The organism is Nitrospirota bacterium (assembly GCA_016207905.1).
Classification (GTDB): Bacteria; Nitrospirota; Thermodesulfovibrionia; order Thermodesulfovibrionales; family JdFR-86; genus JACQZC01.
Genome location: JACQZC010000003.1, coordinates 1 through 21,542 on the forward strand (window position 1 = coordinate 1; position 21,542 = coordinate 21,542).

The window sequence follows — 21,542 nt, forward strand, 5'->3', positions numbered from 1 at the left end:
CTGAAATTTTCTAAAGGGGGATTGAGGGGGTATTGAAAGGAGAAACTACTTTGATGCTTCTTATCTATCGGAAATTATTTCAGAGGACAGAGGGATGGCTGAATGGCTGGGGCTTGACAACAGAATCCGCTCAAGTATAATAAAGGAATTAGGAAGCATCCGCGCTGGAATAAGCTGGGGCTTGACAACAGAATCCGCTCAAGTATAATTTGGAAAAGGTGGAGATAGGAGCTTAAATTTGCTGGGGCTTGACAACAGAATCCGCTCAAGTATAATACCCCTGTGTCTGACGCCTTCAGCATATACGCTGGGGCTTGACAACAGAATCCGCTCAAGTATAATGAACCCCTTGTAAGTAGTTGATTTACAAGGGGTTCTACCTTTTTCAGGCTCAAAAAAGCACAATCTGCTCAGGAGGTTTCTCTGCCGGGACTTGTTTTTTTCCATAGAAGACTTCCATTTTCCCGAATTGGTAGTCTGTGACTGTGAGGAGTCGCACCTGACCTTCAGAGGGAATCACTTTCCGAAGGCGTCTTCTAAAGCCTTCGCTTCTTTCTTCACTGCCACAATACCTTGCATAAATTGAGAACTGAAGCATTGTAAAGCCTTCTCTCAGAAGAAACTTCCTAAACTGTGTGTACCTCTTCCTTGCCTCATCTGTGTCTACAGGCAAGTCAAACATAGTAAAAAGCCACATGGAATGATACTCCGAAAGGCTCATATTAGAGTTCAGGTAGTAGGAGCTTACATCTGTCACCTTTAAAGACAGCTAAAAGAGAAGAAGATACACGAGCCATGACATCAAAGAGGCTTCTTTCCTCTTCGTCCAATTCAAAGCGCTTTGAGACGATGGCGGATATGAGATGAGCCTTTGTCTCCTTATTAAGTGGCACATTAGAGCCTTTCTCATCCACAATACCTGCTACTGTGCCATCTATGAGGGGTCTGAAAGGCTCCATAACATCTTCGGCAAGACAGAATGGGTCATAGCGGTTATGGTGGTGGACACCGAGTGATGGGTGAAGCCCTACTGCACATATTGAGCGTGCAGTCATAGCGCGGAGTATAGCGTATCCGTAATTCAAAAGGCGATTCTGGTCTTCTCTAAAAGGGTCCCTCTGAAATACCCTGCCAAAAAGAGCGGGCCAGTATCGCCTTGATGCCTGGGCTTCCAGATTATGTGGGTCGCCTGAGCGGACTCTTTTAGCAATCTGCATAAGCCCCATGTCTTTACCATTCCTTGTGATGAGAAGCCTTCCTTGAGCGGAAATCTTTGCCTGAATGAGCTGTTTCCATATTTGTTTTTTCTTAGGCAGAGATGCTTTTGTCTGAACTGAAAGTCGTTCTGCCTGAACATAATTAGCTTGAATGGGAAGAAGCATTCCTGTGGGAAGCCTTTTTTCATCGCATAGCACAAATGCTCCTCCTCCTGCACAAATGCTTGAAAGAACAGCATGGGTATAAGTAACAGCAGGATGAGAGACTATCAGTGCGACAAGCTCAGAAGAAGGCACAGAATGGGATTCACCATCCTGCTCTATAATAATCTGGCTATATCTAACACTAAGGCGTGCAGGTCCATCAGATATATCTATTATGCGTTCAGTCATTGGCATAGCGGACCTCACCGAGAGGGGTAACCACAACTTTACGACAATTCATCTCCCTCAGTGGCTCGATAAGGCGACTGGAAAAATCGCTGCTTTTTAAAATATCGTCTTTCTTCCGCGCGTCATTGTGGCGAACATAGTGTACCTGACCGTAAACTTTCCCTCTTTGCTTTACAGGGTTGATGCCTCTTACAATGTAAAGTCCTCGCTTGTCGTCTTTTTTATCCAGTTCGATCATCTCACCGCCGGCAAGGGAAAAGACGAATTCCTTACCTTCTCCGTGATTGCGTTTTATGACAGGCTCTTTATCCTTCCGCCTGCGATAGGCCTCGAGCATGTTCACCACATAGCCTTCCCATTTTATATTGCCTTTTTTATCTTTAGTTTCTACAATTTCCATATGGTGGTTAGAGTCTGATTGAACATATCGGGTTTTAAAGTCTTTGCCCACACGGAAGGGTTCAAGGTTTATGCGTATTTTAACCCTGTGAATTGGAATCCTATGCCCGTCTTTTGTCTTAATATAAGGATGGTTTTCAGGTGATTTAAAAGCCTTCTTAGGGTTCTTTTCTCCAAGTTCCTCAAGTTTTGCCTTAATCCGCTCACGCACTGTGCGGTCACCTATTATGTCTTCACCTTCAATATCCTTTTCACTGAGGCCTGAAATAGGCTTTCTGGTATGGACATATGTTTTCTCTTTTTCGCCCTTTTTAGGTGGACTGTAGAATGTCTCTTCATGGAGTGCACCACGCACCCTTTTAGAGACCCTATGAGAGACCTTTATCTTATTAACTGCATTTCTCACATCCTGAAGAAAGCCCTCCCATGGCAGTTCTGCTTTTCCAGAAAGGCGTGTTCCTTTACCACTTTTTACTGCCCTGCTTAAGGCTTCTACAGTTGATGGCTCAGTCAATGCCACTACTATTGCGTCTATGGCATGATGCCTGTGGTCATCCCTTGATTTTCCGGGGCCATCTCTTAGTATGGAATTCAGACCCCATGCATTTCTGAGACCTGCTGTAATCTGCCCTCCTCTTATTGCTTGAAGCCTTCTTTTTCCATCAGGGTCTATGCCATCATCATTAAGCCCGCCATAAAGAAGACCGAGGTATTGCTTTGCAAGCTTGGATGCATATCGTGTGTCATTCAACTGTCGAGAAGTGAAATCATCCAGAAAGGCTTCTAAGTCTTTCTCTGTAAACTTAAAGCGTTTAAGCTTCTCATCCCTCGCATCACCTTTAAAGTTTTTAACCCTTGAAATGATTTCATCCCATTTTTTTGTGGCATGGTAAGCCTCGTAAGGGGTCTTGTTGGATTTTTTGCGGTTTTCTTCTACAGCACAGAGAGTCTTATTCCAAAATGAATTATCAAGGCATCGGTCAAATGGGATTATGTGCTCAATATCAAACTGAGGGTATTCGCCAAGGAGAGCAGTTATATTAATCTCCCTGCCTGTATAAGGGCAATGCCAACCGCACTCTTCAGCAAGACGGACTTTCTCTATGTCTTTTTGTTTGGGTTTGGTGATTCCTGCCTCTTCTACAATCTTTTCTGCTACAGTTTTTCGTGCTTTTTCGTTTTGCCTCATCCTTTCCCATGTCTTTTCTCGCTGTTTTGCTGTTTGCCTGAGCTCTCTTGCAAGCTCTATTCGGATAACATCAGGCTTTCCATATCTTCCTGTGATTCCATTTACTACTCTGCGAAGCTCTGTTAGGGAACGCTCTACTATTGGGTTTCTGATTTCTCCGAAGGCTTCTGAACGGACAGGGGGAAGTGTGTCCATAGGCTTGGTGTTTCTTTCCCATTTATCAGGGTATATTTCTTTTATAGCTGTCTGGAGGGGCTTGCCCTTCTCAAGGAGAGGCAGGAGTTTCTCAATTGCTTTTTTTGAGAATGAACAATAGCCCTCTTCAGGCTCAATCTTACTAAGTTCTTTTGCCTTTTCCTCACTAAGCTTCCAGACCTTCATGCCCCGTTTTTTAAGGGTCTCTTCCTTGACAATGCTTCTCAGGTCTTCTACAACATGGGCTTGCTCTGTCTCAGAAAAATTTTTCCATCCCTCTCCAAAAACCTTTATTAATTTTTCAGATGTGCGGTTGCCCGGAATCTTCTCTTCTCCGCCTCTTTCAAGATTGAATCTTATTTTTTTAAATCCGGGCAGTTTTCGGATTTCGGAAAATTTTAAATCACCCTCTGTCTCAAGAATGTCTATCAAGCATATTCGTTCTTCAGGGCTGAGTTCACGCTCATTGCCTGTGTCTTTATCGAGAATGCGGAGATTATTCAAGGTTTGGAGGTATCTGAAACGCTGTGCAGAAAGAATTGCCCATGGAGCACGTCTCAAGTCTTTTTCAAGGTCGCATTTACCAATCAGGTGTTTTTGTTTTTTTATGGGGCGCTGTTTGTAAATAGCATGGTGAATACTTCTTTTGAGATCGTCATTGAGGATGTCAGGATAGTGGGATTTCTGTGCCTGCCAGATCCTTTCAAATTCATCTTCATACATTTGCCTTGAGGTATATCTGCCTCTGATACGCTCTAAATCGTAAAGTCTTGAAAAGTATTCTCCCAGTGTTTCCGCATCTGCTTTTGATATGTTTTCCTCAAGCTCGCTAATGGCTTTTTTTACCTTGCTTTTGTCTTCATCTTTTTTAGGCTTGGATTTACGATTGCTTAAAAAACCCCTGCGCTGACCGAGATGATACAGTGCCCTTCCTATTTCATAAGGAGAGAGTTTCTCTTTAAGTGCGCGTGTGCGGATGGTGTATGGTGAGCCCAGTTTCCTGTCAAGCTCTTCAAAGAAAGAGTGTCTTTTATCTGGTTTGTCAACCTCACCTTCAGGCAGAAGCCCTGCGGACTGAAGCAAGCGGGCAAGATTATGAAGCCGTTTTGATCGTCGCTCTATCTGTCGTCGTATAAGGCGTTTTTCGCGTCGCTCAACATTACGGGATTTACCCTTTCCATCCATCTCAAGTTCAGCAAGCCCTGCCTCAAATGCTCGGACACCTGTATTAAGGATAGAACCTTTCTCAATCAATGCCCAGCCGAGCGAGTTTGTGCCGATGTCAATACCTAAGATAGTCTGCTTATCCATTTGCCCTCCCAAAAAACCCCTTGACAGGGAATTTTAAATTATGGTATATAATTAGCATTATACTTGAGCGGCGGTTGTTGTTCAAGTCCTAGTAAGGACAGACAACTGTCTGAAGGTTATGCCCTACGGGGCAGCCAAAGCCCGTGCAATCACGGGCTTTTTTAATTTTTGGTCTTTTAAAAGCTCATCCCTCGCAATGACAGGAAGGGTTGTCGGAGAATGACCCCTCACCCTCGCCCTCTCCCGCAAGGGGAGAGGGGAAATGAAAACCATAGTTCACTTTTTACTTGACAAAAGGGATTAAATCCTTTACTATATGACTATAGTTTATAAGAAACTGGGGAAGACAGGTCATTCCCGCTTGTCGGGAATCGTTCTTTAAGAAGGATTCTGGACAAGCCAGAATGACAAGCTGGACAAGACAGAATAATGGAAGGGGTGCAGAATGACGGGGATTAATGTTAATTATTAAAGCAAAATTAAAGCAGGAATCCTTAAAAATCAATAACTTAGGAGATACCCCCCTCCCCCTATTAAATTAAAGCAAGGGTAAAGTGGTATAATTAGCCTACAGACAGAAAATGGAGGTCATAGTGAAAAAGGAAATAGCATTTATATCGGTAATGATGATTTTAGGAATAGCTATCGGTTTTGGAATAATGATGGTGCTTATGGCTGTCAGTGTGCCATCGCCATCGAACCTGCTTTTAACGCCAGTAGAGAAGGGAAACTTCGAGTCCATGCAGAAAAACCTCCAATGGGTAACAGGGCCGTGGACTCAGAATATTTTTATAGCAATCCTTATTTTGCTCCTTGTAATAACACTTATATTGTTTATCCTGAACCTAAACCCTAATATCAAGAATGCATTCAAGCAAAAAGGTGGAATCCTAAAGGCAGTTGCAGTCATAGTCATCTCGGCAATCTGGATTTTCATGCTATTTGTCCCTGTTGGCAAGTATCCTGAATTCGGTCTCGAGAGACCTGAAACTTCAATGTTTTTCCTATTTACTTTTATAACTGGGCTCCTATGGCTCGTTGCAGGAGAGATGGGCTGGGCAGGGGATTTTTCCTCAGGGGGGGTGAAGGTCGAGGAAAGGCATTCGATGCCTATGCAGAGTTTTCTCATGGGAGCAATCACAGGCAGTTCGGTTTATACCCTCTTGATTGCTACAAACTGGACATTTAAGAAATACTTCATCATGATAGCCGAGACCGAGGTGCTCGATAAGTCGGTAGAGCCCTCTATGCTTGGAATTAAAATGCTTGGATACGGACTGATGGCTATGTTTTGCATTTTATTTGGCATTATAGCCATGCTAACCGTTTCGCTTTCGCCAACATACAGGACAAAAACCCAGAGGCTTATCCGCCTTGTTTTTCCTGTTACCTTGTTTTTAATCGTGGCAGTGGTCATTACCTTTTTATATCAGAATGCAGACAGAAAATACGACCTCGGCAAAAAAGACATAGGAGAGGCAGTGGGGATACCCGATAAAGCCTCCTCAAGTAAGACAATCCTTTTATTCAAGGGCAAAAAACCAGCCGATATAGTCATTCAGGAATGGCCTTTGCAGGTATCAGGCTACGGGGTTTTTACGAAAGGCACAATAGAGCTGTCTTATGAAAACCTGAAGAAGGCCCAAGACTATCTTAAGGCACATAAAGAGGGCTCTATATTCAACAATGCAATTCGGGAGATGCTTTATAAAGGATATTATGCATTGTGGGATGTCAATAAAGCCATGGAGATGCAGTTTTCAATATCCGAGCACTTAATGCTTGCCCGTATGATAATGCTCAACCGTTTGCAGGCTGTGCCTATAACAACGGAAAATCTCAGGTATCTTAAGGCATATGCCGATGAAAGCAGGTGGTACGTAGGTGGAAAATCCAACCTTAATATAGCAACGGCATTTATACATTTCGGTATGCCCGAAGAGGCAGATGCATGGCTTAAGAAGGCAAAGGAAAAAGGACAAGATATCTCAGAGGTTAAGATTGAAACAGTCCAGACAAAGGGTAAGGTCTCAGGCAGGATAACCCTGAATAAAGGTAATCCTCTATCTATTGCCAAAGTGGCAATCCTGAAATATCAGGGCACGCTCGATAAAATAGAGGACTGGACCTTGATCTCGAAGCTGTTAGATGTAAGGCAGTTGGATTCTCAGGGAAGATTTGTATTTGACAACCTTGGGGATGGACAATATCTTTTGGCAATAATGACAGATAAAGAAACTATTCCCTATAGTATTCCATCCGAAAACCTAAAGGTCAAAAACCCACCAGGTGTGCTTAAGCTCGAAAGGAAAACACCTGTCCTGAATCTAAGTGATATAGATATTAGCTTTTGAATACAGGTTTTTCGTCCTCTATATCAACTTTAATCATATCGCCTTCATGGAATGTGCCATCTAAGATTTTAAGCGAAAGAGGATTAAGGATTTCTCTTTGAAGTACCCTTTTAAGTGGTCTTGCTCCATAAACAGGGTCGTATCCAACCTCTCCGAGCCATTCCTTAGCAGACTCAGAAAGGGTAATGTCAAGCCCTTTTCCTTCGAGAAACCTTCTCATCCTTTCTACTTGTATAACGACTATATTTTTAAGAACCTCTTTTGAAAGAGGGTTGAAGATTACTATCTCGTCAACCCTGTTAAGGAACTCGGGCTTCATAAAAGCTCTGAGGTCTTCCATCACCTTATCCCTTAATGCCTTATCATTAGCGACCTGCCAGTGAAGGGGCCTCTTTGCCCTTTCCGAGAGGATTTCCTGTATATGGCTACTTCCGATATTAGAGGTCATTATGATGACTGTGTTTCGGAAATCCACTGTTCTTCCGTGACCATCCGTGAGTCTTCCGTCATCGAGAACCTGTAGAAGAAGGTTGAAAACCTCTGGGTGTGCCTTTTCTACCTCATCGAAGAGAACGGTTGAGTAAGGCCTTCTTCTAATCGCCTCTGTAAGCTGTCCTCCTTCTTCATAACCAACATAGCCAGGCGGTGCGCCTATGAGCCTCGAGACAGTATGTTTTTCCTGATACTCAGACATATCTATTCTGACCATTGCGTTTTCATTGTCAAACAGAAACTCTGATAAAGCCCTCACAAGCTCTGTTTTCCCAACACCAGTTGGGCCTAAGAATATGAATGAGCCAATGGGCCTGTTTGGGTCCTGTATTCCTGCCCTTGCCCTTCTGACTGCATTCGATACAGAGGTTATTGCCTCGTCCTGACCAACTACCCTCGAGCGAAGCCTCTCTTCCATGTGAAGAAGTTTTTGAATCTCTGTCTCGAGCATCCTTGAAATAGGAATGCCTGTCCATTTAGAGACTACCTCTGCAATGTCTTCCTCTCCTACCTCTTCCTTGAGCATCTTTCTTTGTTTCTGCTTTTCCAATAGTTTTTTATTTTCCTCATCGAGGGATTTCTGAAGTCCCAAAAGAACCCCGTATCTTAGCTCTGCGGCTTTTGCGAGGTCCCCATCCCTTTCAGCATGCTCAGACTCCATCTTTGTCTTTTCTATCTGCTCTTTTATGTCCCTTATCTTTTGAATTGCCTCTTTTTCGCTCAGCCACTGAGCCCTTAGCTCATCCCTTTTAGATTTCTGCTCAGCCATCTCCTTTGAGAGCTTTTCGAGTCTTTCTTTTGCATCAGGAGAGCCGTCTTTCTGAAGTGCCTGTCTTTCGATTTCATGCTGTCTCAATTTTCTTTCTATCTCATCCAGCTCAGAGGGCATACTGTCTATCTCCATCCTAAGCTTAGATGCTGACTCATCAATCAGGTCTATTGCCTTATCAGGTAGAAACCTGTCTGTGATATAGCGGTTAGAAAGCATAGCTGCGGATATAAGGGCAGAGTCCTTTATCTTGACTCCATGATGAACCTCGTATTTTTCCTTAAGCCCCCTTAGGATTGATATAGTGTCTTGCACCGAAGGCTCTTTTATGTAAACAGGCTGAAACCTTCTTTCCAATGCAGGGTCTTTCTCTATGTATTTTCTATATTCATTAATGGTAGTTGCACCTATACATCTCAAATCCCCTCTTGCCAATGCAGGCTTAAGCATATTCGAGGCATCTATTGCACCTTCTGCGGCACCTGCGCCAACGAGGGTATGTAGCTCGTCTATGAAGACAACAACCTTTCCTTCGGCGGCTTCTATTTCCTTAAGAACTGCCTTTAGCCTTTCTTCGAACTCCCCTCTAAACTTACTCCCTGCAACCAATGCTCCTATATCCAATGCAGCAACCCGTTTGCCTTTAAGTGTCTCCGGCACATCGCCCTGAACGATTCTCTGTGCTAAGCCCTCTGCAATTGCAGTTTTTCCAACACCCGGGTCTCCTATGAGAACAGGGTTATTCTTCGTTCTTCTCGAAAGCACCTGTATAATGCGTCTTATCTCATCGTCCCTTCCAATGACAGGGTCCAATTTGCCTTTTCTCGCAAGCTCCGTAAGGTCTCGGCTATATCGGGAAAGTGCCTGATATTTTTCCTCTGGGCTCTGGTCTGTAACCCTCTGTGTTCCTCTTATCTCCTTCGTCGAGGAGCGCACCTTGTCTCCTGTTATGCCATACCTTTTGAGAAGCTCCGAAAGCCTTCCTGTCTGCTCGATGATTGAAAGGAGGAGATGCTCTACACTTATATATTCGTCTGTAAGGTGCTCTGCCTCTGTCTCGGCACTTTCAAAAACCTCCTTAAGCGAAGGCGATATATAAATCTGTCCAAGTGGTGTTGCACCTGAGACCTTTGGAAACCTCTCCATTAACTCCGATATGTCCTTTTTGAGATTATTAGGGTCAACACCGAGCCTTCCTATAATCTGTGAGACTACGCCTGAACTGTCTTTAAGAATGCCCATGAGGAGGTGTTCGGGCTGTAGCTCCTGATTGCCCAGTTTTTCGGCAAGCCTTTGTGCCTCCTCAAGTGCCTCCTGACTTTTAATCGTCAGCTTTTCAAATCTCATTTATTCCTCCAGAAATATCTTTTTAATCTTTATCTGAAAGTCATGCCTCATCTCATCCTCGAGAAACTGCATCATCTCCTGAACTTCCCCTTGTAAAAGCTCAAGCCTGTGCCTCATTCTGAGGATTATGTCAACGCCTGACCTGTTAACCCCAAGCTCTCTTGAGAGCCTGAGTATCAAAGCTATCTTCTCTATATCGTCTTCTGAATATAGTCTCTGCCTTCCCGACCTTTTGGGCATTATAAGCCCTTCCCTTTCATATACCCTTAGTGTCTGGGGATGAACATGAAGCATCCTTGCCGCAACGCTTATCATGTATATGGGCTCGTTTTTGTCTCTCATCTCTGTTTTACCATCCCCTTTCTTGGGCTTTCGGTATAAGAGGCTTCTATTTCTTTAATGGCATCCTTTGCCTTTTGAGATAGGTCCTTTGGCACTACTATGGAAACATCGACATACATATTGCCTTTTCCTCCTTTTGGTGATGGAAAGCCCTTTCCCTTAAGCATGAATCTCTGATTGCTTTGTGTATGAGGAGGAAGACTCATCATAGCAGTGCCATCTAATGTAGGGACTTCTACTTTTGCACCTAAGACTGCCTCTCCGAAAGTGACAGGCAGTTTAAGATATATGTCAGAGCCTTTTCTTTCAAAAAGCGGATGATGCCTTAGACTTATCCTTATATGCATGTCCCCTGATGGGCCTCCCCGAGTTCCTTTATTTCCCATGCCCCTTAGCTTAACCATAGAGCCCTCATCCACACCTGAAGGAATCTTGACATTTAAGGTCTCTGTGAATTCCTCCTTACCGGTTCCTCTACATGCCTTGCATGCCTTTAGAACCTTTCTCCCTATGCCTCTACATGAAGGGCAGGGCTCAGAGAGCCTAAAAAACCCCCTCGAGGTCTGAACCTTGCCTGTGCCTTTACACCTATCGCATGTTACTGTTTCCTCGGCACCTTTTCCAGAGCAGAGCTTACAGTCTATCTCTCTTGTCACTGTTATCCTCTTTGTTAGCCCTGAGAATGCCTCTGAAAATGTGACTGCCATGTCCATGACTATGTCAGAGCCTCTTCCTGGACCTGCCTCCTTCATTCCCCATACATCTCCAAAAATATCTCCAAAGCCAAACTCAAATATGTCCTCAAACCTCGGTGCACGCTCAAACCACTCTCCACCTGGCTCAAAAGGAGACCTTCCAGACCTGTCATACTCTTCCTTCTTCTTTGGGTCACTTAAAACAGCATATGCCTCGCTTAGCTCCTTGAACTTCTCCTCAGCAGTCTTATCCTTGGGATTAAGGTCTGGATGATACTTTCGGGCAAGCCTTCTGTATGCCTTCTTTATGTCCTCTGAAGAAGCATCCCTGCCTACCCCAAGTATCTCGTAATAATCCTTTACCTTTGCCATCTTATCCTCTATGGTTCATAGTATATCAATTAAGTCGGTTCATGTCAAGTCTTAGTTTTCCTTAGAACCATTTCTTTACATCTGCTTTAGTTTATAGGGAGGGGGGGTGCCTCATAACCCATTGATTTTTAAAGATTCCCATGTTGATTAAGTTGATATTTATCAACCTTACCCCCTTTTCAGGAATTTAGTCTTTGCTTTAGTTTAAGGTGGTTGTAATCCCTTTTCATATTCACCCCTTCCCTATAAACTATAGTTAGATAATAACACTACAAAAGTTATTTGTCAAGTAAAAAATGAACTATGGTTTTTGTTGGTCATTCCCCGACTTGTTCGGGGAATCCAGCAATCCCCTGCCTTTGAGATTTACCCTTTAAACTAAAATAACAGTATCATCTTTTCATGGTGTAAAATATATTATTGAAGGGATGATAAAGACGCCGGATGGAGGCAACATCAGGATACGAACAGTCTGGATTATAGATAAAGGTCAGGAGCGTCCGCGATTTGTGACTGCTTATCCAGTATAGAAAGGAGGTGTATTATGATTAAAGAATTGGATACAGTTGTTCTTACACACAATATAGAAGAATACGGGCTTAAAGAAGGAGATATAGGTGCTGTTGTTCACTGTTATGCTGAGGGTAGTGCTTATGAGGTTGAGTTTGTTACAGCCGAAGGAAGGACAATCGCAGTCCTCACCCTCACATTTAATGATATCAGGCTTATGAGCAATAAAGAGATTTTGCATGTCAGGGAATTTGCAGGGCAGAGTGCCTGAAGATGGTTAGGGTTGTTAAAAGGGGATGAAGGGGGATTACTAATAAAAATTCTCTGTATGGGTTCAAATACATGTGAGACTGAATGCGTCAATTAAATCACCCTCCCCTAACCCCTCCCATCAAGGGTGGGGTCGATAAAGCAAATCGCATTTTTCCTTACAGGACAGGTTTTTGCTTCCTTTTAATTACCCTCTCCCCTTGCGGGAGTAACTTGTCTCATATGTCCTGAACCCATACAGATGATTTTTACCTGTGGGTATTTCTGGTATAATAGATTATGTCAAGGGACATAAAAACCCTGCTTGGATTCACGATTATACTTATAGGCTTCCTGCTGGGCATTGGGGCAACATGGTGGCTTCTTTCAAAAGGCGATATTGTCCAGATTCTGCATGACCTGAAGGCTATGCTTCCTGGCTGGGGATGGCTTGCCCTTAAGGTAAGCCTCTCGGTAGTAGTCGGTGTCCTCCTCATCCTGCTTTTTATAGTAGCAGGCGTGATGGTCTTTGGAATGGAAGACAAAGAGGGGAAATAGATTGGAGATATTAATATTATGGGGTAGATTGTATCTCTATCTTGTCAACCTCACCTTCCCTCATGAGGAAGGCATTTATCTCAGGTGTCTCGGTTGTTAGCCCTATAATTATATAGACAGTATCGGGATAAAAGGCTAATCCTATGTCCCTTTGAGAGGGATATGGAGGTGAGGCAGGATGTGAATGGTATATGGCAAGCATCTTCAGTCCCTCTTTTTCTATCTCTTTCATGACCTGAAACTGCTCCCTTGAGTCCATCTCATAACTAACCTCCGAGTTATCGATGTTTTTCATCCTATAGAGTTTCTTAGCCTTCATATCTATGCCAGTTAGGATTCCACATGCCTCTTTTGGATAAGCCTCTTTTGCATGATGGATCATCTCGTTTATGATGGACACTGGGATAACTATTTTATTCATTCAGGGCTACCGCTCTATTGTGCAGTAACCTGCCTCGTAATCCAAGAGCTCTTTGATTGTAGGGTTTTCGCCGCACACAGGGCAGTCCGGGTTTTTAGGAACCTTTACTTTTCTGAATGAAGTCTTTAATCCGTTATAGATAAGGAGCTGGTTTTTAAGAATATCTCCTTTCCCTAATATAAGCTTAATGACCTCACATGCCTGAAGAGAGCCTATGACACCGGGCATCACACCAAGCACACCTGCCTCTTGACATGACGGCACAAGCCCTGCTGGTGGCGGCTCCTCAAACAGGCATCTATAGCAGTGTCCATCATTCGGGACGATTGTTGTAACCTGTCCTTCAAACTTCAAGATTGCACCGCTTACGAGAGGTTTTCCGAGCATCACACAGGCATCGTTTACAAGGTATCTTGTGGGGAAATTGTCAGAGCCATCAACCACAATGTCATAGTCTTTCAGGATGTCTTTGATATTGTCCTTTGTGAGCTTGCCTTTTATAGCATTGACCCTGACATCCGGATTAAGGGACTCAAATGTTGCTTTTGCCGATTCGACCTTTGGTTTTCCGAGTGTGTGGATGTTGTGGGCAATCTGTCTTTGAAGATTGCTTAGCTCCACAACATCGTTATCCACAATCCCAATCGTTCCAACTCCTCCTGCTGTAAGATAATAGCCAACAGGACATCCAAGACCTCCTGCTCCAACTATAAATACCTTTGCATTAAGGAGCTTTCTTTGTCCCTTTCCGCCTACCTCTGGAAGTATGATATGCCTTGAGTATCTCTGTAACTGCTCTTCTGTAAAGTCCATTAGTCCTTTTCCTTTTTTATGAGTAAGACCCAGTCTGTATCGTTAATCTTTTCATTCTTAAGTACCTTCTGACCGTGTTCTTCCATAGACTTTGGAATGCTCCTTGCGGCCTCAGGGTAATCTAACAAAATCTCAAGCACCTCGCCAACCTCCATATCCTCTATGGCAAGCTTTGCCCTTACAAATGTATGAGGGCAGACAAGACCCTTTATGTTTATCTTTTTGTCAGGCAATATGTCCATAAATTATTTTACAACATTGAAGGGGAATTTACCCCATAAAATCTAAAAAGTGGGGTGCTTAGCTACTAAGCAATCTGCGGTAATGATGTCTTTAAATAGTTTTTAATATTATCCAGCTTACTTTTACTTTCATTTATATCTTTTCCTGAGAAAGTTTTGCACAAGTATCTCGCTCCATAGCTATAGGCTTTCAGATCTCTATAATCTGAGTAAATGGGTTGGGAATTTAGGCCCACTTCGGTATCTCTCTGATAATGAGAAGCAGTATGTATATTCTTTGTAGAAAAAAAAGCTTCGATATAATGTAAAGCCGCATAAAATATTCCAGTCAAAACCCAATCTGCGAATGGAGTTGACTCGACCACGAAGGAGTTGACAAATCGCTCATTATGCCCTGCTTGTTTGATATGCTTATCAATAAGTGGCATTACTCTCTTTTAAATAACAGGGTTCCCCCTGCACTTATTATATATTCTGCATCAGATAACACACCAATATAAAAATCAAAATAAATACTTCTTGAGAAAAACTTTATAAGTTCTAATTCCTGCTCATAAATACTCTTTTTAACCTTATCGTTCAGTTCGTCAATAATACTCCAGATATGGAAAGTGATATCTGATTCTCTTAGGATGTAAATTTGTTTTAGTTCCTGCACTTTTGATAAATAATCAACAACTATAGTTGTGAAGGATGCTACATCAAATTTAGGTTCACTCTCACTTTTTAACCAAATCACTTTTTCAGGTGATCGCCATTCTGTCTCCGATAAAAATGATTCTTCCTCTCCTTCTTTATTTAATTTTGAAGAGGTACATCTTGATACCACAAATTTACGACTTTTTGTAGTATGAACAACTGCATTAGAAGTTCTTGGGTTTAAAGTAGCTTCCACAAATACCTCTAATTATCGCTTTTTAAGTTCATCAGGAACTATTGCCGAAACAACATTGGTAGACTTGACCATGTAGATTGGATTTCCTTCCTGATCGTATTGATTATCAACCTTGACGACTTCGGTAGCAATAGATTTAAACTTTAAAACGGTCCCATCAGATAAAAGATACTGATTCCAATTTTCTTGGCTCGAATTGATGTCAACGACAGTAGCATCGACAAATTCACTGCCTTGTGGAACTTTTATTTTTCTTCCCATAGCCCCTCCTTGCTTTAATTTAATCACAGGCTTGTATAAATGTCAATCTTACCTACCCCAATGTCTTTCTTACCTGCCACCTTCAACCCTTATGTAATGGGTTTTAGCAGTGACCACAGAGAGCTTGTCTATCTTTTTTACCGCATGGATGATGTCTTTTTCCTTTGCCATGTGTGTAAGAATTATGACAGGAACAGCCCCGCCTGCCCTTCTTCCTTTTTGAATGACTGATGCAATGCTTATGTCGTTATCGCCTAAGACACCTGATATTCGGGAAAGCACCCCTGGTCTGTCTAAAACAGAGAACCTGAAGTAATACATACTTTCTATTTCGCTGATTCCCTTTATCCTAAGTTCGCTCTTTTTACTGGTTGGGGACAATGTTTTTGCACCAAGCATAATCCTTTTTGCAATGCCTGCAATGTCCGATACAACAGCGCTTCCTGTTGGCAAACTGCCTGCGCCCATTCCGTAATAAAGGGTATCTCCCACTGCATCTCCTTTTACATAAATGGCATTAAACACACCGTCTATCTTCGAGATAAGATGCTCCTTTGGAAGCATGGTTGGATGCACCCTTAGCTCAACTTCCTTATCAGTGCATCTAACGATGGCAAGGAGCTTTATCTTATAGCCAAGCTCACCTCCGAACTCTATATCCTCTGGGGTAATCTTTGTTATGCCTTCTGTATAAACCTTATCGAATGAAAAGGGTATGCCATATGAGAGAGAGGCAAGGATTGCGAGTTTGTGGGCAGAGTCAATACCCTGTATATCCAATGTTGGGTCTGCCTCTGCATAGCCGAGCCTCTGAGCCTCTTTCAATGCAGATTTAAACTCCACTCCTTCATCGGTCATCTTTGTAAGGATATAGTTCGATGTGCCGTTTATGATTCCATAGATGGAAATAATCCTGTTTGCAATAAGCCCCTCTTTTATGACCTTGATTATTGGGATTCCACCTGCAACCGATGCCTCATAGCCTATCTCAACTTTAGCCCTGCCTGCCTCATGGAAAATCTCATTGCCATGAAGTGCTAAAAGTGCCTTGTTCGCAGTAACGATGTGCTTTTTATTTCTTATTGCCTTCACTATTAAGTCCTTTGCAAACCGAATCCCGCCTATAAGCTCAACCACTATGTCTATCTCAGGGTCAAAGATAATATCCTCTACATTGGTTGTGAGTATGCCCTTTGGAAGGCCAAGCCCTCTTTTTCTTTTTATGTCAATATCAGCTATCCTTTTGAGGTTTATTGGAAAGCCAAGCCTCTGCCTGAGTAGCTCCTTGTTTTCAAGAAGTATTCTTACTGTCCCTGTGCCAACAGTGCCAAGGCCTATGATTCCAACAGAGATACCTTTTTCTTTCAAAATATCCTCCGTGACTCTATAGCATAAATAGTGGCTGTTTTTCTGTCAAGAGGTTGTATGGGTTTAGGGTAAAGGAATAAAGAGGGGATAAGGGCAGTCCCCCTGAACCCCTTTACAAGGCAAGGTCAAGATGTTAAAATCTTCAATCACTTAGAGGAGGTCTTCTTCAGAGTTTCATCCAAAAAATCATAAAGGGGGTTTTGTGGCAAAAATAAAAACCGCACTCATAAGCGTCTCGGACAAAAGGGGAATCGTCGAGTTTGCAAAAGCACTTAATTCCATGGGCGTGAAGCTCCTTTCGACAGGCGGAACTGCAAAGGCATTGAGAGACGAAGGAGTGCCTGTAACCGATGTATCGGAATATACAGGTTTCCCAGAGATGCTCGATGGAAGGCTTAAGACCCTTCATCCTAAAATCCACGGAGGACTCTTAGCGAGAAGGGACAATAAAAAGGATATGGATGACCTCCTTAGGCACAGCATAGAGCCCATAGATATGGTTGTCGTAAACCTTTATCCTTTCGAGGAGACCGTCTCTAAGCCTGATGTGAAATTTTCAGAGGCAATCGAAAACATAGATATAGGCGGACCTACGATGCTCAGGTCAGCAAGTAAGAACTTTCAGGATGTGGCAGTAGTCGTTGACCCTAAAGACTATGACTTCATAATAGGGCAGATGCAGAGCCTCCATGGAGATTTGAGCTATAAGGCAAGGGTCAATCTTGCAAAAAAGGTCTTTGAGCATACCTCAAGGTATGACACGCTCATAGCGAATTATCTGTCAGAGGTTAGTGAAACCAAAGACGAGATTCCTCAGAAACTGACAATGACCTTTTCTTTAGGCTCTACATTAAGATATGGCGAAAACCCTCACCAGAAAGCCGCAGTTTATTTTGAAAATACAGACGGCTTAAGCCTTAAAGATGCAAGAATACTTCAGGGCAAGGAGATGTCTTTTAATAACTACTACGATACCCATTCTGCCTTAATGCTTGCCCTTGAGTTTAAAGTTCCTGCATGTGCAGTCATAAAGCATAACAATCCTTGTGGCTGTGCCATAGGGGAAAGCCCGCTCGATGCTTATACAAAGGCTGTAAAAACAGACCCTGTGTCTGCATTTGGTGGGGTCATAGCATTCAATACAAAGGTGGATGCATCTACAGCACTGGCTATCTCGGAGCTATTCGTGGAGGTCGTAATAGCACCTAACTTTACAGAGGAGGCATTGGGGATTTTCTCAAAGAAGCCCAATATCAGAGTTCTCGAGATGACCGATATGCTCAGAAAGCCCCTAAGGGGCAGGGACATAAAAAGAATAGTAGGAGGCATTCTCATTCAGGATTGGGATGCATTGGCAGTGGATGTATCCTTGATTCAGGCAGTTACAAAAAGAAAGCCAACCTCGCAGGAGCTTGAGGGGCTTTCATTTGCATGGAAGGTGTGTAAGCATATAAAGTCCAATGCAATAGTTTATGCATTTAAAGACAGGACAGCCGGCATAGGCATAGGACAGACAAGCAGGGTTTATTCTGCAAAGATAGGGGCTATAAATGCCCTCGAGCCGCTTAAAGGTGCTGTTGTAGCTTCGGATGGTTTCTTTCCGTTTAGAGACGGTATAGATGCCATATACAGGGTTGGAGTTACGGCAATCATCCAGCCAGGCGGCTCTGTGAAAGACGATGAGGTCATAAAAGCCGCTGATGAGCACGGAATGACCATGCTCATTACAGGCGTAAGGCATTTCAAGCACTAATGAATGTCCTCGTTATAGGCGGAGGCGGAAGAGAACATGCGATTGTCTGGAAGCTTTCTCAATCGAGACATGTTGACAAGATTTACTGTGCCCCGGGCAATGCAGGCATAGTAGAGCTTGCAGATTGCATAGATATAAACCTAAATGACTTTGAGAAGCTCCTTGATTTTGTCAAATACAACTGGATTGACCTTACAATTGTAGGACCTGAGGAGCCTCTTTCAAAAGGCATTGTGGATGCCTTTGAAAGGGAAGGCAGAAAGGTGCTTGGACCAAACAGGACTGCCTCTCAGATAGAATCGAGTAAGGTTTTCTCAAAGGACTTCATGCGGAGATATGGCATCCCTACTTCGGAATATAAGGTGTTTACATCCTATATACAGGCAGAAGACTATGTAAGGGTTAAAGGCACTCCTTTAGTAATAAAGGCAGATGGTTTAGCAGGAGGAAAAGGTGTCTTTGTCTCAGAGACGATAGACGATGCTATTTCGAGCCTCAGACTCATAATGAAAGAAAGGGCATTCGGAGAAGCAGGCGATAGGGTTGTCATAGAGCAGTTCATCCATGGCGAGGAAGCATCTTTTATGGCATTCACAGATGGAACGACTATAATCCCAATGGTCAGCTCTCAGGACCATAAAAGGGTCTTTGATGGCGACATGGGTCCAAACACAGGTGGTATGGGTGCATATAGCCCTGCACCTGTTATCACAACTTCGCTTGAATCGGTTATAATGGAAAAGGTCATGAGGCAGGCACTAAGAGGCTTCAAGGCAGAAGGCATAAAATACAAAGGTGTTCTTTATGCAGGACTTATGATTAAAGATGGGAAGCCCTATGTCCTTGAGTTCAATTGCCGTTTGGGTGACCCTGAAACACAGCCTGTACTTACACGGTTAGAAACAGACCTCGTGGAAATAGCATCTGCTATAGTAGAAGAGAGGCTTAATGACATAAGTCTCAAATGGAAAGATGAGGTTTCTGTATGCGTTGTCCTTGCCTCGAAAGGCTATCCTGGGAAATACGAAAAAGGCTCAACCATCAAAGGGCTCGATGATGTCAAAGGCATCGAGGATGTTATGGTCTTTCATGCAGGAACTGCATTTGATAACACAGACATCGTTACATCAGGCGGAAGGGTGCTTGGCGTTACTGCTGAAGGAAAAGACATCCCTGATGCAAGAGAAAAGGCATACAGTGCAATAGAGAAAATCCATTTCAATGGAATGCACTTTAGAAAAGACATAGCCCAAAGGGCTCTCGAAAGGACTGCTGTATGAAGCCAAAGGTTCTGATAATAGTAGGCTCTGACTCAGACATCCCTGTTATGGAGGAGGCAGGAAAGGTCCTAAAGGATTTCAATATTCCTTTTGACATGACAATTGCATCTGCCCATAGAAGTCCTGAGAGGGTTCTAAAGATAGCCACAGGTGCTGAAAAAAGAGGTATAGAGGTCATCATAGCAGGTGCAGGCATGTCAGCACACCTTGCAGGAGTTATTGCCTCTCATACCATACTTCCTGTCATTGGAGTGCCTTTAAGCTCATCCCCTCTTAGTGGGTTCGATTCGCTTCTAAGTATGGTTCAGATGCCAGGAGGGGTTCCTGTGGCAGTGATGTCTTTAGGCAAGGCAGGTGCCAGAAACGCAGGCATATTTGCAGTTCAAATCCTTTCAAGGAAAGACCTCTTCTTAGAGAAAAAACTTCATGCGTTCAAAAATAAGCAGGCAAAACAAGTCGAGGAAAAGGCAAAGGGGTTACGATAGGGCACAGGCACACCTAAAATTGCCGATAGAAATCCTCTCAACCGTGATACAAAAATGTTAAATTAATCTATGAGCAGGACTTCTGTTTTAATCAGCAAGCCTATCATTCACCTGTGCCTCATAGCTCTCATCGGCATTCTTTCATACTCAAATACCTTCAATGTGCCGTTTCAGTGGGATGAGCAAGAACTTATAGAAAATAACCCAATAGTGAAAAACCTCTCTTATTTCCTTGAGCCATCTAAAGCAAAACTTAAAAGTAGATATATTGGGTATCTAACATTTGCACTGAATTATAAACTTCATGGCACTGATGTCAGGGGCTACCATGTCTTTAATCTTACCATTCATATACTGAATGCTTTGCTTGTGTATTTTCTTGTTGTATTAACATTCAAGACACCTTTTCTGTCATTGCGAGGGACAGAGTCCCGAAGCAATCTCATTGCCCTTTTTTCCGCCCTTCTTTTTGTCTCACATCCTATTCAGACAGAGGCAGTTACATATATATTTCAGAGGCTTGCCTCTCTTTGTGCATTTTTCTATCTTCTTTCAATTGTGTTATACATAAAGTGGAGACTTCAGGTCACCCCCTCCCTCACCCTCCCCCATCAAGGGGGAGGGAAGTGGTGGGGGAGGCTGCACTACTTTAGGAGACTTTCCCCCTCCCCTCGCCCCCTCCCTTGACGGGAGGGGGCGAGGGGGAGGGTGATACCTCTATTGCTCTACCTTACCAGCATTCTCTCAGCCATCCTTGCCATGAAGACAAAAGAAAATGCATTGACCCTTCCCATTGTCATAGCCCTTTATGAATTCTTGTTTTTTAAAGGCACTTTAGGCAAGAGAATACTTTATCTTATTCCATTTCTTCTTACAATGCTTATTATCCCAATTTCTCTTATAGGGATTGATAAACCTGTTGGAGAAATAATAAGCGGAATAGAGCCTGCAACGAGGGGATACGGAGGCATATCAAGGCAGGACTATCTTTTAACTCAGTTCAAGGTGGTCGTAACATACATAAGGCTTTTGTTTTTGCCAATAAACCAGAATCTTGTCTATGACTACCCTGTGTACGATTCGTTTCTTACACCACAAGTGTTTTTATCCTTTTTATTTCTTTTATCTATCTTTGTCTTTGCGTTTTATCTACTTTTGAGGCCTAAGTCCTATCCTGTATTGCGGTTTATTTCCTTTGGAGTCTTCTGGTTTTTTATAGCCCTTTCAGTTGAATCAAGCATAATCCCAATACCAATGATTATAAATGAATATAGGGTGTATCTGCCCTCGGTTGGGGCATTCTTTGCTTTTATGTCTGGAGTATTTCTGTTGGCAGAAAGGCTCAAAAGCAAAAAGGCACAGACATATGTCCTTTCTTTATTGGTTCTTATTTCCATTGCACTTTCATCTGTTACATATGCACGAAATACTGTGTGGAAAAGCTCAATAAGTTTATGGGAAGATGTAATTAAAAAATCTCCTCACCGTGCAGACGCACATTATAATCTCGGCATTGTTTACCATGAGAAAGGCTTGCTTGACAATGCCATAGAACAATATCAGATTGCATTAAGACTAAGGCCGGATTATGCAAAGGCATACTATAATATCGGCGTTGTTTATGATAAGAAA

At 42.9% G+C, this 21,542-nt stretch carries 21 protein-coding genes and 1 CRISPR repeat array; of the genes, 8 read left to right on the forward strand and 13 right to left on the reverse strand.

Features of this window, described 5'->3' with window-relative positions; genetic code table 11:
• Window positions 1-105: 105 nt before the first annotated feature.
• A CRISPR array of direct repeats spans window positions 106-342; the repeat unit is 36 nt; unit sequence GCTGGGGCTTGACAACAGAATCCGCTCAAGTATAAT.
• 49 nt (window positions 343-391) lie between these two features.
• Genes cas2 through cas9 form a run of 3 tightly spaced genes read right to left on the reverse strand, consistent with a single transcriptional unit; the run spans window position 392 to window position 4,704 of the window.
• The gene (gene cas2, locus HY805_00390; GenBank protein MBI4822680.1) at window positions 392-697 is read right to left on the reverse strand and encodes a CRISPR-associated endonuclease Cas2; all 306 of its coding nucleotides are present in this window, start codon (window positions 695-697) and stop codon (window positions 392-394) included.
• Between the two features lie 25 nt (window positions 698-722).
• Window positions 723-1,610, reverse strand: a complete 888-nt coding sequence (cas1, locus tag HY805_00395; protein ID MBI4822681.1) for a type II CRISPR-associated endonuclease Cas1 — start codon at window positions 1,608-1,610, stop codon at window positions 723-725.
• Window positions 1,603-4,704, reverse strand: coding sequence for a type II CRISPR RNA-guided endonuclease Cas9 (cas9, locus tag HY805_00400; GenBank protein ID MBI4822682.1), 3,102 nt, complete (start codon window positions 4,702-4,704; stop codon window positions 1,603-1,605). The genes cas1 and cas9 overlap by 8 nt, the downstream gene beginning before the upstream one ends.
• A 593-nt stretch (window positions 4,705-5,297) precedes the next feature.
• Here cas9 and HY805_00405 point away from each other — a divergent pair.
• Complete coding sequence (locus HY805_00405; protein ID MBI4822683.1) at window positions 5,298-7,058, forward strand: hypothetical protein; 1,761 nt, start codon at window positions 5,298-5,300, stop codon at window positions 7,056-7,058.
• On the opposite strand, the gene clpB is transcribed toward HY805_00405, so the two are convergent.
• From clpB to dnaJ, 3 genes are read right to left on the reverse strand one after another with little or no spacing between them, the layout of a single operon-like run.
• Window positions 7,048-9,666 (reverse strand): ATP-dependent chaperone ClpB, encoded by a 2,619-nt coding sequence (gene clpB / locus HY805_00410; GenBank protein MBI4822684.1) that lies wholly within the window; start codon window positions 9,664-9,666, stop codon window positions 7,048-7,050. The two genes, HY805_00405 and clpB, sit on opposite strands and share 11 nt — an antisense overlap.
• Window positions 9,667-10,008, reverse strand: coding sequence for a MerR family transcriptional regulator (locus HY805_00415; GenBank protein ID MBI4822685.1), 342 nt, complete (start codon window positions 10,006-10,008; stop codon window positions 9,667-9,669).
• Window positions 10,005-11,075 (reverse strand): molecular chaperone DnaJ, encoded by a 1,071-nt coding sequence (dnaJ, locus tag HY805_00420; protein ID MBI4822686.1) that lies wholly within the window; start codon window positions 11,073-11,075, stop codon window positions 10,005-10,007. The genes HY805_00415 and dnaJ overlap by 4 nt, the downstream gene beginning before the upstream one ends.
• Window positions 11,076-11,619: 544 nt before the next feature.
• Between dnaJ and HY805_00425 the strand changes: the two genes are divergently transcribed.
• Window positions 11,620-11,856, forward strand: coding sequence for a DUF4926 domain-containing protein (locus HY805_00425; GenBank protein ID MBI4822687.1), 237 nt, complete (start codon window positions 11,620-11,622; stop codon window positions 11,854-11,856).
• Between the two features lie 278 nt (window positions 11,857-12,134).
• Window positions 12,135-12,392, forward strand: a complete 258-nt coding sequence (locus HY805_00430; protein MBI4822688.1) for a hypothetical protein — start codon at window positions 12,135-12,137, stop codon at window positions 12,390-12,392.
• 16 nt (window positions 12,393-12,408) lie between these two features.
• Here the strand turns inward: HY805_00430 and HY805_00435 are convergent, their stop codons facing one another.
• The 7 genes from HY805_00435 to HY805_00465 form a co-directional block, all read right to left on the reverse strand.
• Window positions 12,409-12,813 carry a M67 family metallopeptidase gene (locus tag HY805_00435; GenBank protein ID MBI4822689.1) on the reverse strand — a complete coding sequence of 135 codons (405 nt, stop codon included), beginning with the start codon at window positions 12,811-12,813 and terminating at the stop codon, window positions 12,409-12,411.
• Window positions 12,814-12,819: 6 nt separating this feature from the next.
• Window positions 12,820-13,626, reverse strand: coding sequence for a molybdopterin-synthase adenylyltransferase MoeB (gene moeB / locus HY805_00440; GenBank protein ID MBI4822690.1), 807 nt, complete (start codon window positions 13,624-13,626; stop codon window positions 12,820-12,822).
• Window positions 13,626-13,868 (reverse strand): sulfurtransferase TusA family protein, encoded by a 243-nt coding sequence (locus tag HY805_00445; protein MBI4822691.1) that lies wholly within the window; start codon window positions 13,866-13,868, stop codon window positions 13,626-13,628. The genes moeB and HY805_00445 overlap by 1 nt, the downstream gene beginning before the upstream one ends.
• A gap of 65 nt (window positions 13,869-13,933) precedes the next feature.
• Window positions 13,934-14,296: a hypothetical protein gene (locus tag HY805_00450; GenBank protein ID MBI4822692.1), complete on the reverse strand. Its 363-nt coding sequence runs from the start codon at window positions 14,294-14,296 to the stop codon at window positions 13,934-13,936.
• On the reverse strand, window positions 14,296-14,763 hold the full coding sequence (locus tag HY805_00455; GenBank protein MBI4822693.1) for a hypothetical protein: 468 nt from the start codon (window positions 14,761-14,763) through the stop codon (window positions 14,296-14,298). Before HY805_00455 ends, HY805_00450 begins: the two co-directional genes overlap by 1 nt.
• A gap of 12 nt (window positions 14,764-14,775) precedes the next feature.
• Entirely contained in the window at window positions 14,776-15,024 is a 249-nt protein-coding gene (locus tag HY805_00460) for a hypothetical protein (protein MBI4822694.1), read from the reverse strand.
• A gap of 69 nt (window positions 15,025-15,093) precedes the next feature.
• A complete protein-coding gene (locus HY805_00465; GenBank protein MBI4822695.1) occupies window positions 15,094-16,395 on the reverse strand; it encodes a homoserine dehydrogenase in 1,302 nt (433 codons plus the stop codon).
• A 199-nt stretch (window positions 16,396-16,594) separates the two neighbouring features.
• Between HY805_00465 and purH the strand changes: the two genes are divergently transcribed.
• The 5 genes from purH to HY805_00490 form a co-directional block, all read left to right on the forward strand.
• Complete coding sequence (purH, locus tag HY805_00470; protein MBI4822696.1) at window positions 16,595-18,145, forward strand: bifunctional phosphoribosylaminoimidazolecarboxamide formyltransferase/IMP cyclohydrolase; 1,551 nt, start codon at window positions 16,595-16,597, stop codon at window positions 18,143-18,145.
• A complete protein-coding gene (gene purD, locus HY805_00475) occupies window positions 18,145-19,425 on the forward strand; it encodes a phosphoribosylamine--glycine ligase (GenBank protein ID MBI4822697.1) in 1,281 nt (426 codons plus the stop codon). The genes purH and purD overlap by 1 nt, the downstream gene beginning before the upstream one ends.
• Window positions 19,422-19,910, forward strand: coding sequence for a 5-(carboxyamino)imidazole ribonucleotide mutase (gene purE / locus HY805_00480; protein ID MBI4822698.1), 489 nt, complete (start codon window positions 19,422-19,424; stop codon window positions 19,908-19,910). Before purD ends, purE begins: the two co-directional genes overlap by 4 nt.
• A gap of 69 nt (window positions 19,911-19,979) precedes the next feature.
• Window positions 19,980-20,597, forward strand: a complete 618-nt coding sequence (locus HY805_00485; GenBank protein ID MBI4822699.1) for a hypothetical protein — start codon at window positions 19,980-19,982, stop codon at window positions 20,595-20,597.
• Between the two features lie 21 nt (window positions 20,598-20,618).
• Window positions 20,619-21,542, forward strand: a 924-nt coding sequence (locus HY805_00490) for a tetratricopeptide repeat protein (GenBank protein MBI4822700.1), incomplete at its 3' end; no start/stop codon positions are given.

Excerpts from the sequence above, each read along its gene's own strand:
- cas2 (MBI4822680.1), bottom strand. The coding sequence starts at position 697 with ATGTGGCTTTTTACTATGTTTGACTTGCCTGTAGACACAGATGAGGCA.
- cas1 (MBI4822681.1), bottom strand. The coding sequence starts at position 1,610 with ATGACTGAACGCATAATAGATATATCTGATGGACCTGCACGCCTTAGT.
- cas9 (MBI4822682.1), bottom strand. The coding sequence starts at position 4,704 with ATGGATAAGCAGACTATCTTAGGTATTGACATCGGCACAAACTCGCTC.
- clpB (MBI4822684.1), bottom strand. The coding sequence starts at position 9,666 with ATGAGATTTGAAAAGCTGACGATTAAAAGTCAGGAGGCACTTGAGGAG.
- HY805_00415 (MBI4822685.1), bottom strand. The coding sequence starts at position 10,008 with ATGAGAGACAAAAACGAGCCCATATACATGATAAGCGTTGCGGCAAGG.
- dnaJ (MBI4822686.1), bottom strand. The coding sequence starts at position 11,075 with ATGGCAAAGGTAAAGGATTATTACGAGATACTTGGGGTAGGCAGGGAT.
- HY805_00425 (MBI4822687.1), top strand. The coding sequence starts at position 11,620 with ATGATTAAAGAATTGGATACAGTTGTTCTTACACACAATATAGAAGAA.
- HY805_00430 (MBI4822688.1), top strand. The coding sequence starts at position 12,135 with ATGTCAAGGGACATAAAAACCCTGCTTGGATTCACGATTATACTTATA.
- HY805_00435 (MBI4822689.1), bottom strand. The coding sequence starts at position 12,813 with ATGAATAAAATAGTTATCCCAGTGTCCATCATAAACGAGATGATCCAT.
- moeB (MBI4822690.1), bottom strand. The coding sequence starts at position 13,626 with ATGGACTTTACAGAAGAGCAGTTACAGAGATACTCAAGGCATATCATA.
- HY805_00445 (MBI4822691.1), bottom strand. The coding sequence starts at position 13,868 with ATGGACATATTGCCTGACAAAAAGATAAACATAAAGGGTCTTGTCTGC.
- HY805_00450 (MBI4822692.1), bottom strand. The coding sequence starts at position 14,296 with ATGCCACTTATTGATAAGCATATCAAACAAGCAGGGCATAATGAGCGA.
- HY805_00460 (MBI4822694.1), bottom strand. The coding sequence starts at position 15,024 with ATGGGAAGAAAAATAAAAGTTCCACAAGGCAGTGAATTTGTCGATGCT.
- purD (MBI4822697.1), top strand. The coding sequence starts at position 18,145 with ATGAATGTCCTCGTTATAGGCGGAGGCGGAAGAGAACATGCGATTGTC.
- purE (MBI4822698.1), top strand. The coding sequence starts at position 19,422 with ATGAAGCCAAAGGTTCTGATAATAGTAGGCTCTGACTCAGACATCCCT.
- HY805_00485 (MBI4822699.1), top strand. The coding sequence starts at position 19,980 with ATGAGCAGGACTTCTGTTTTAATCAGCAAGCCTATCATTCACCTGTGC.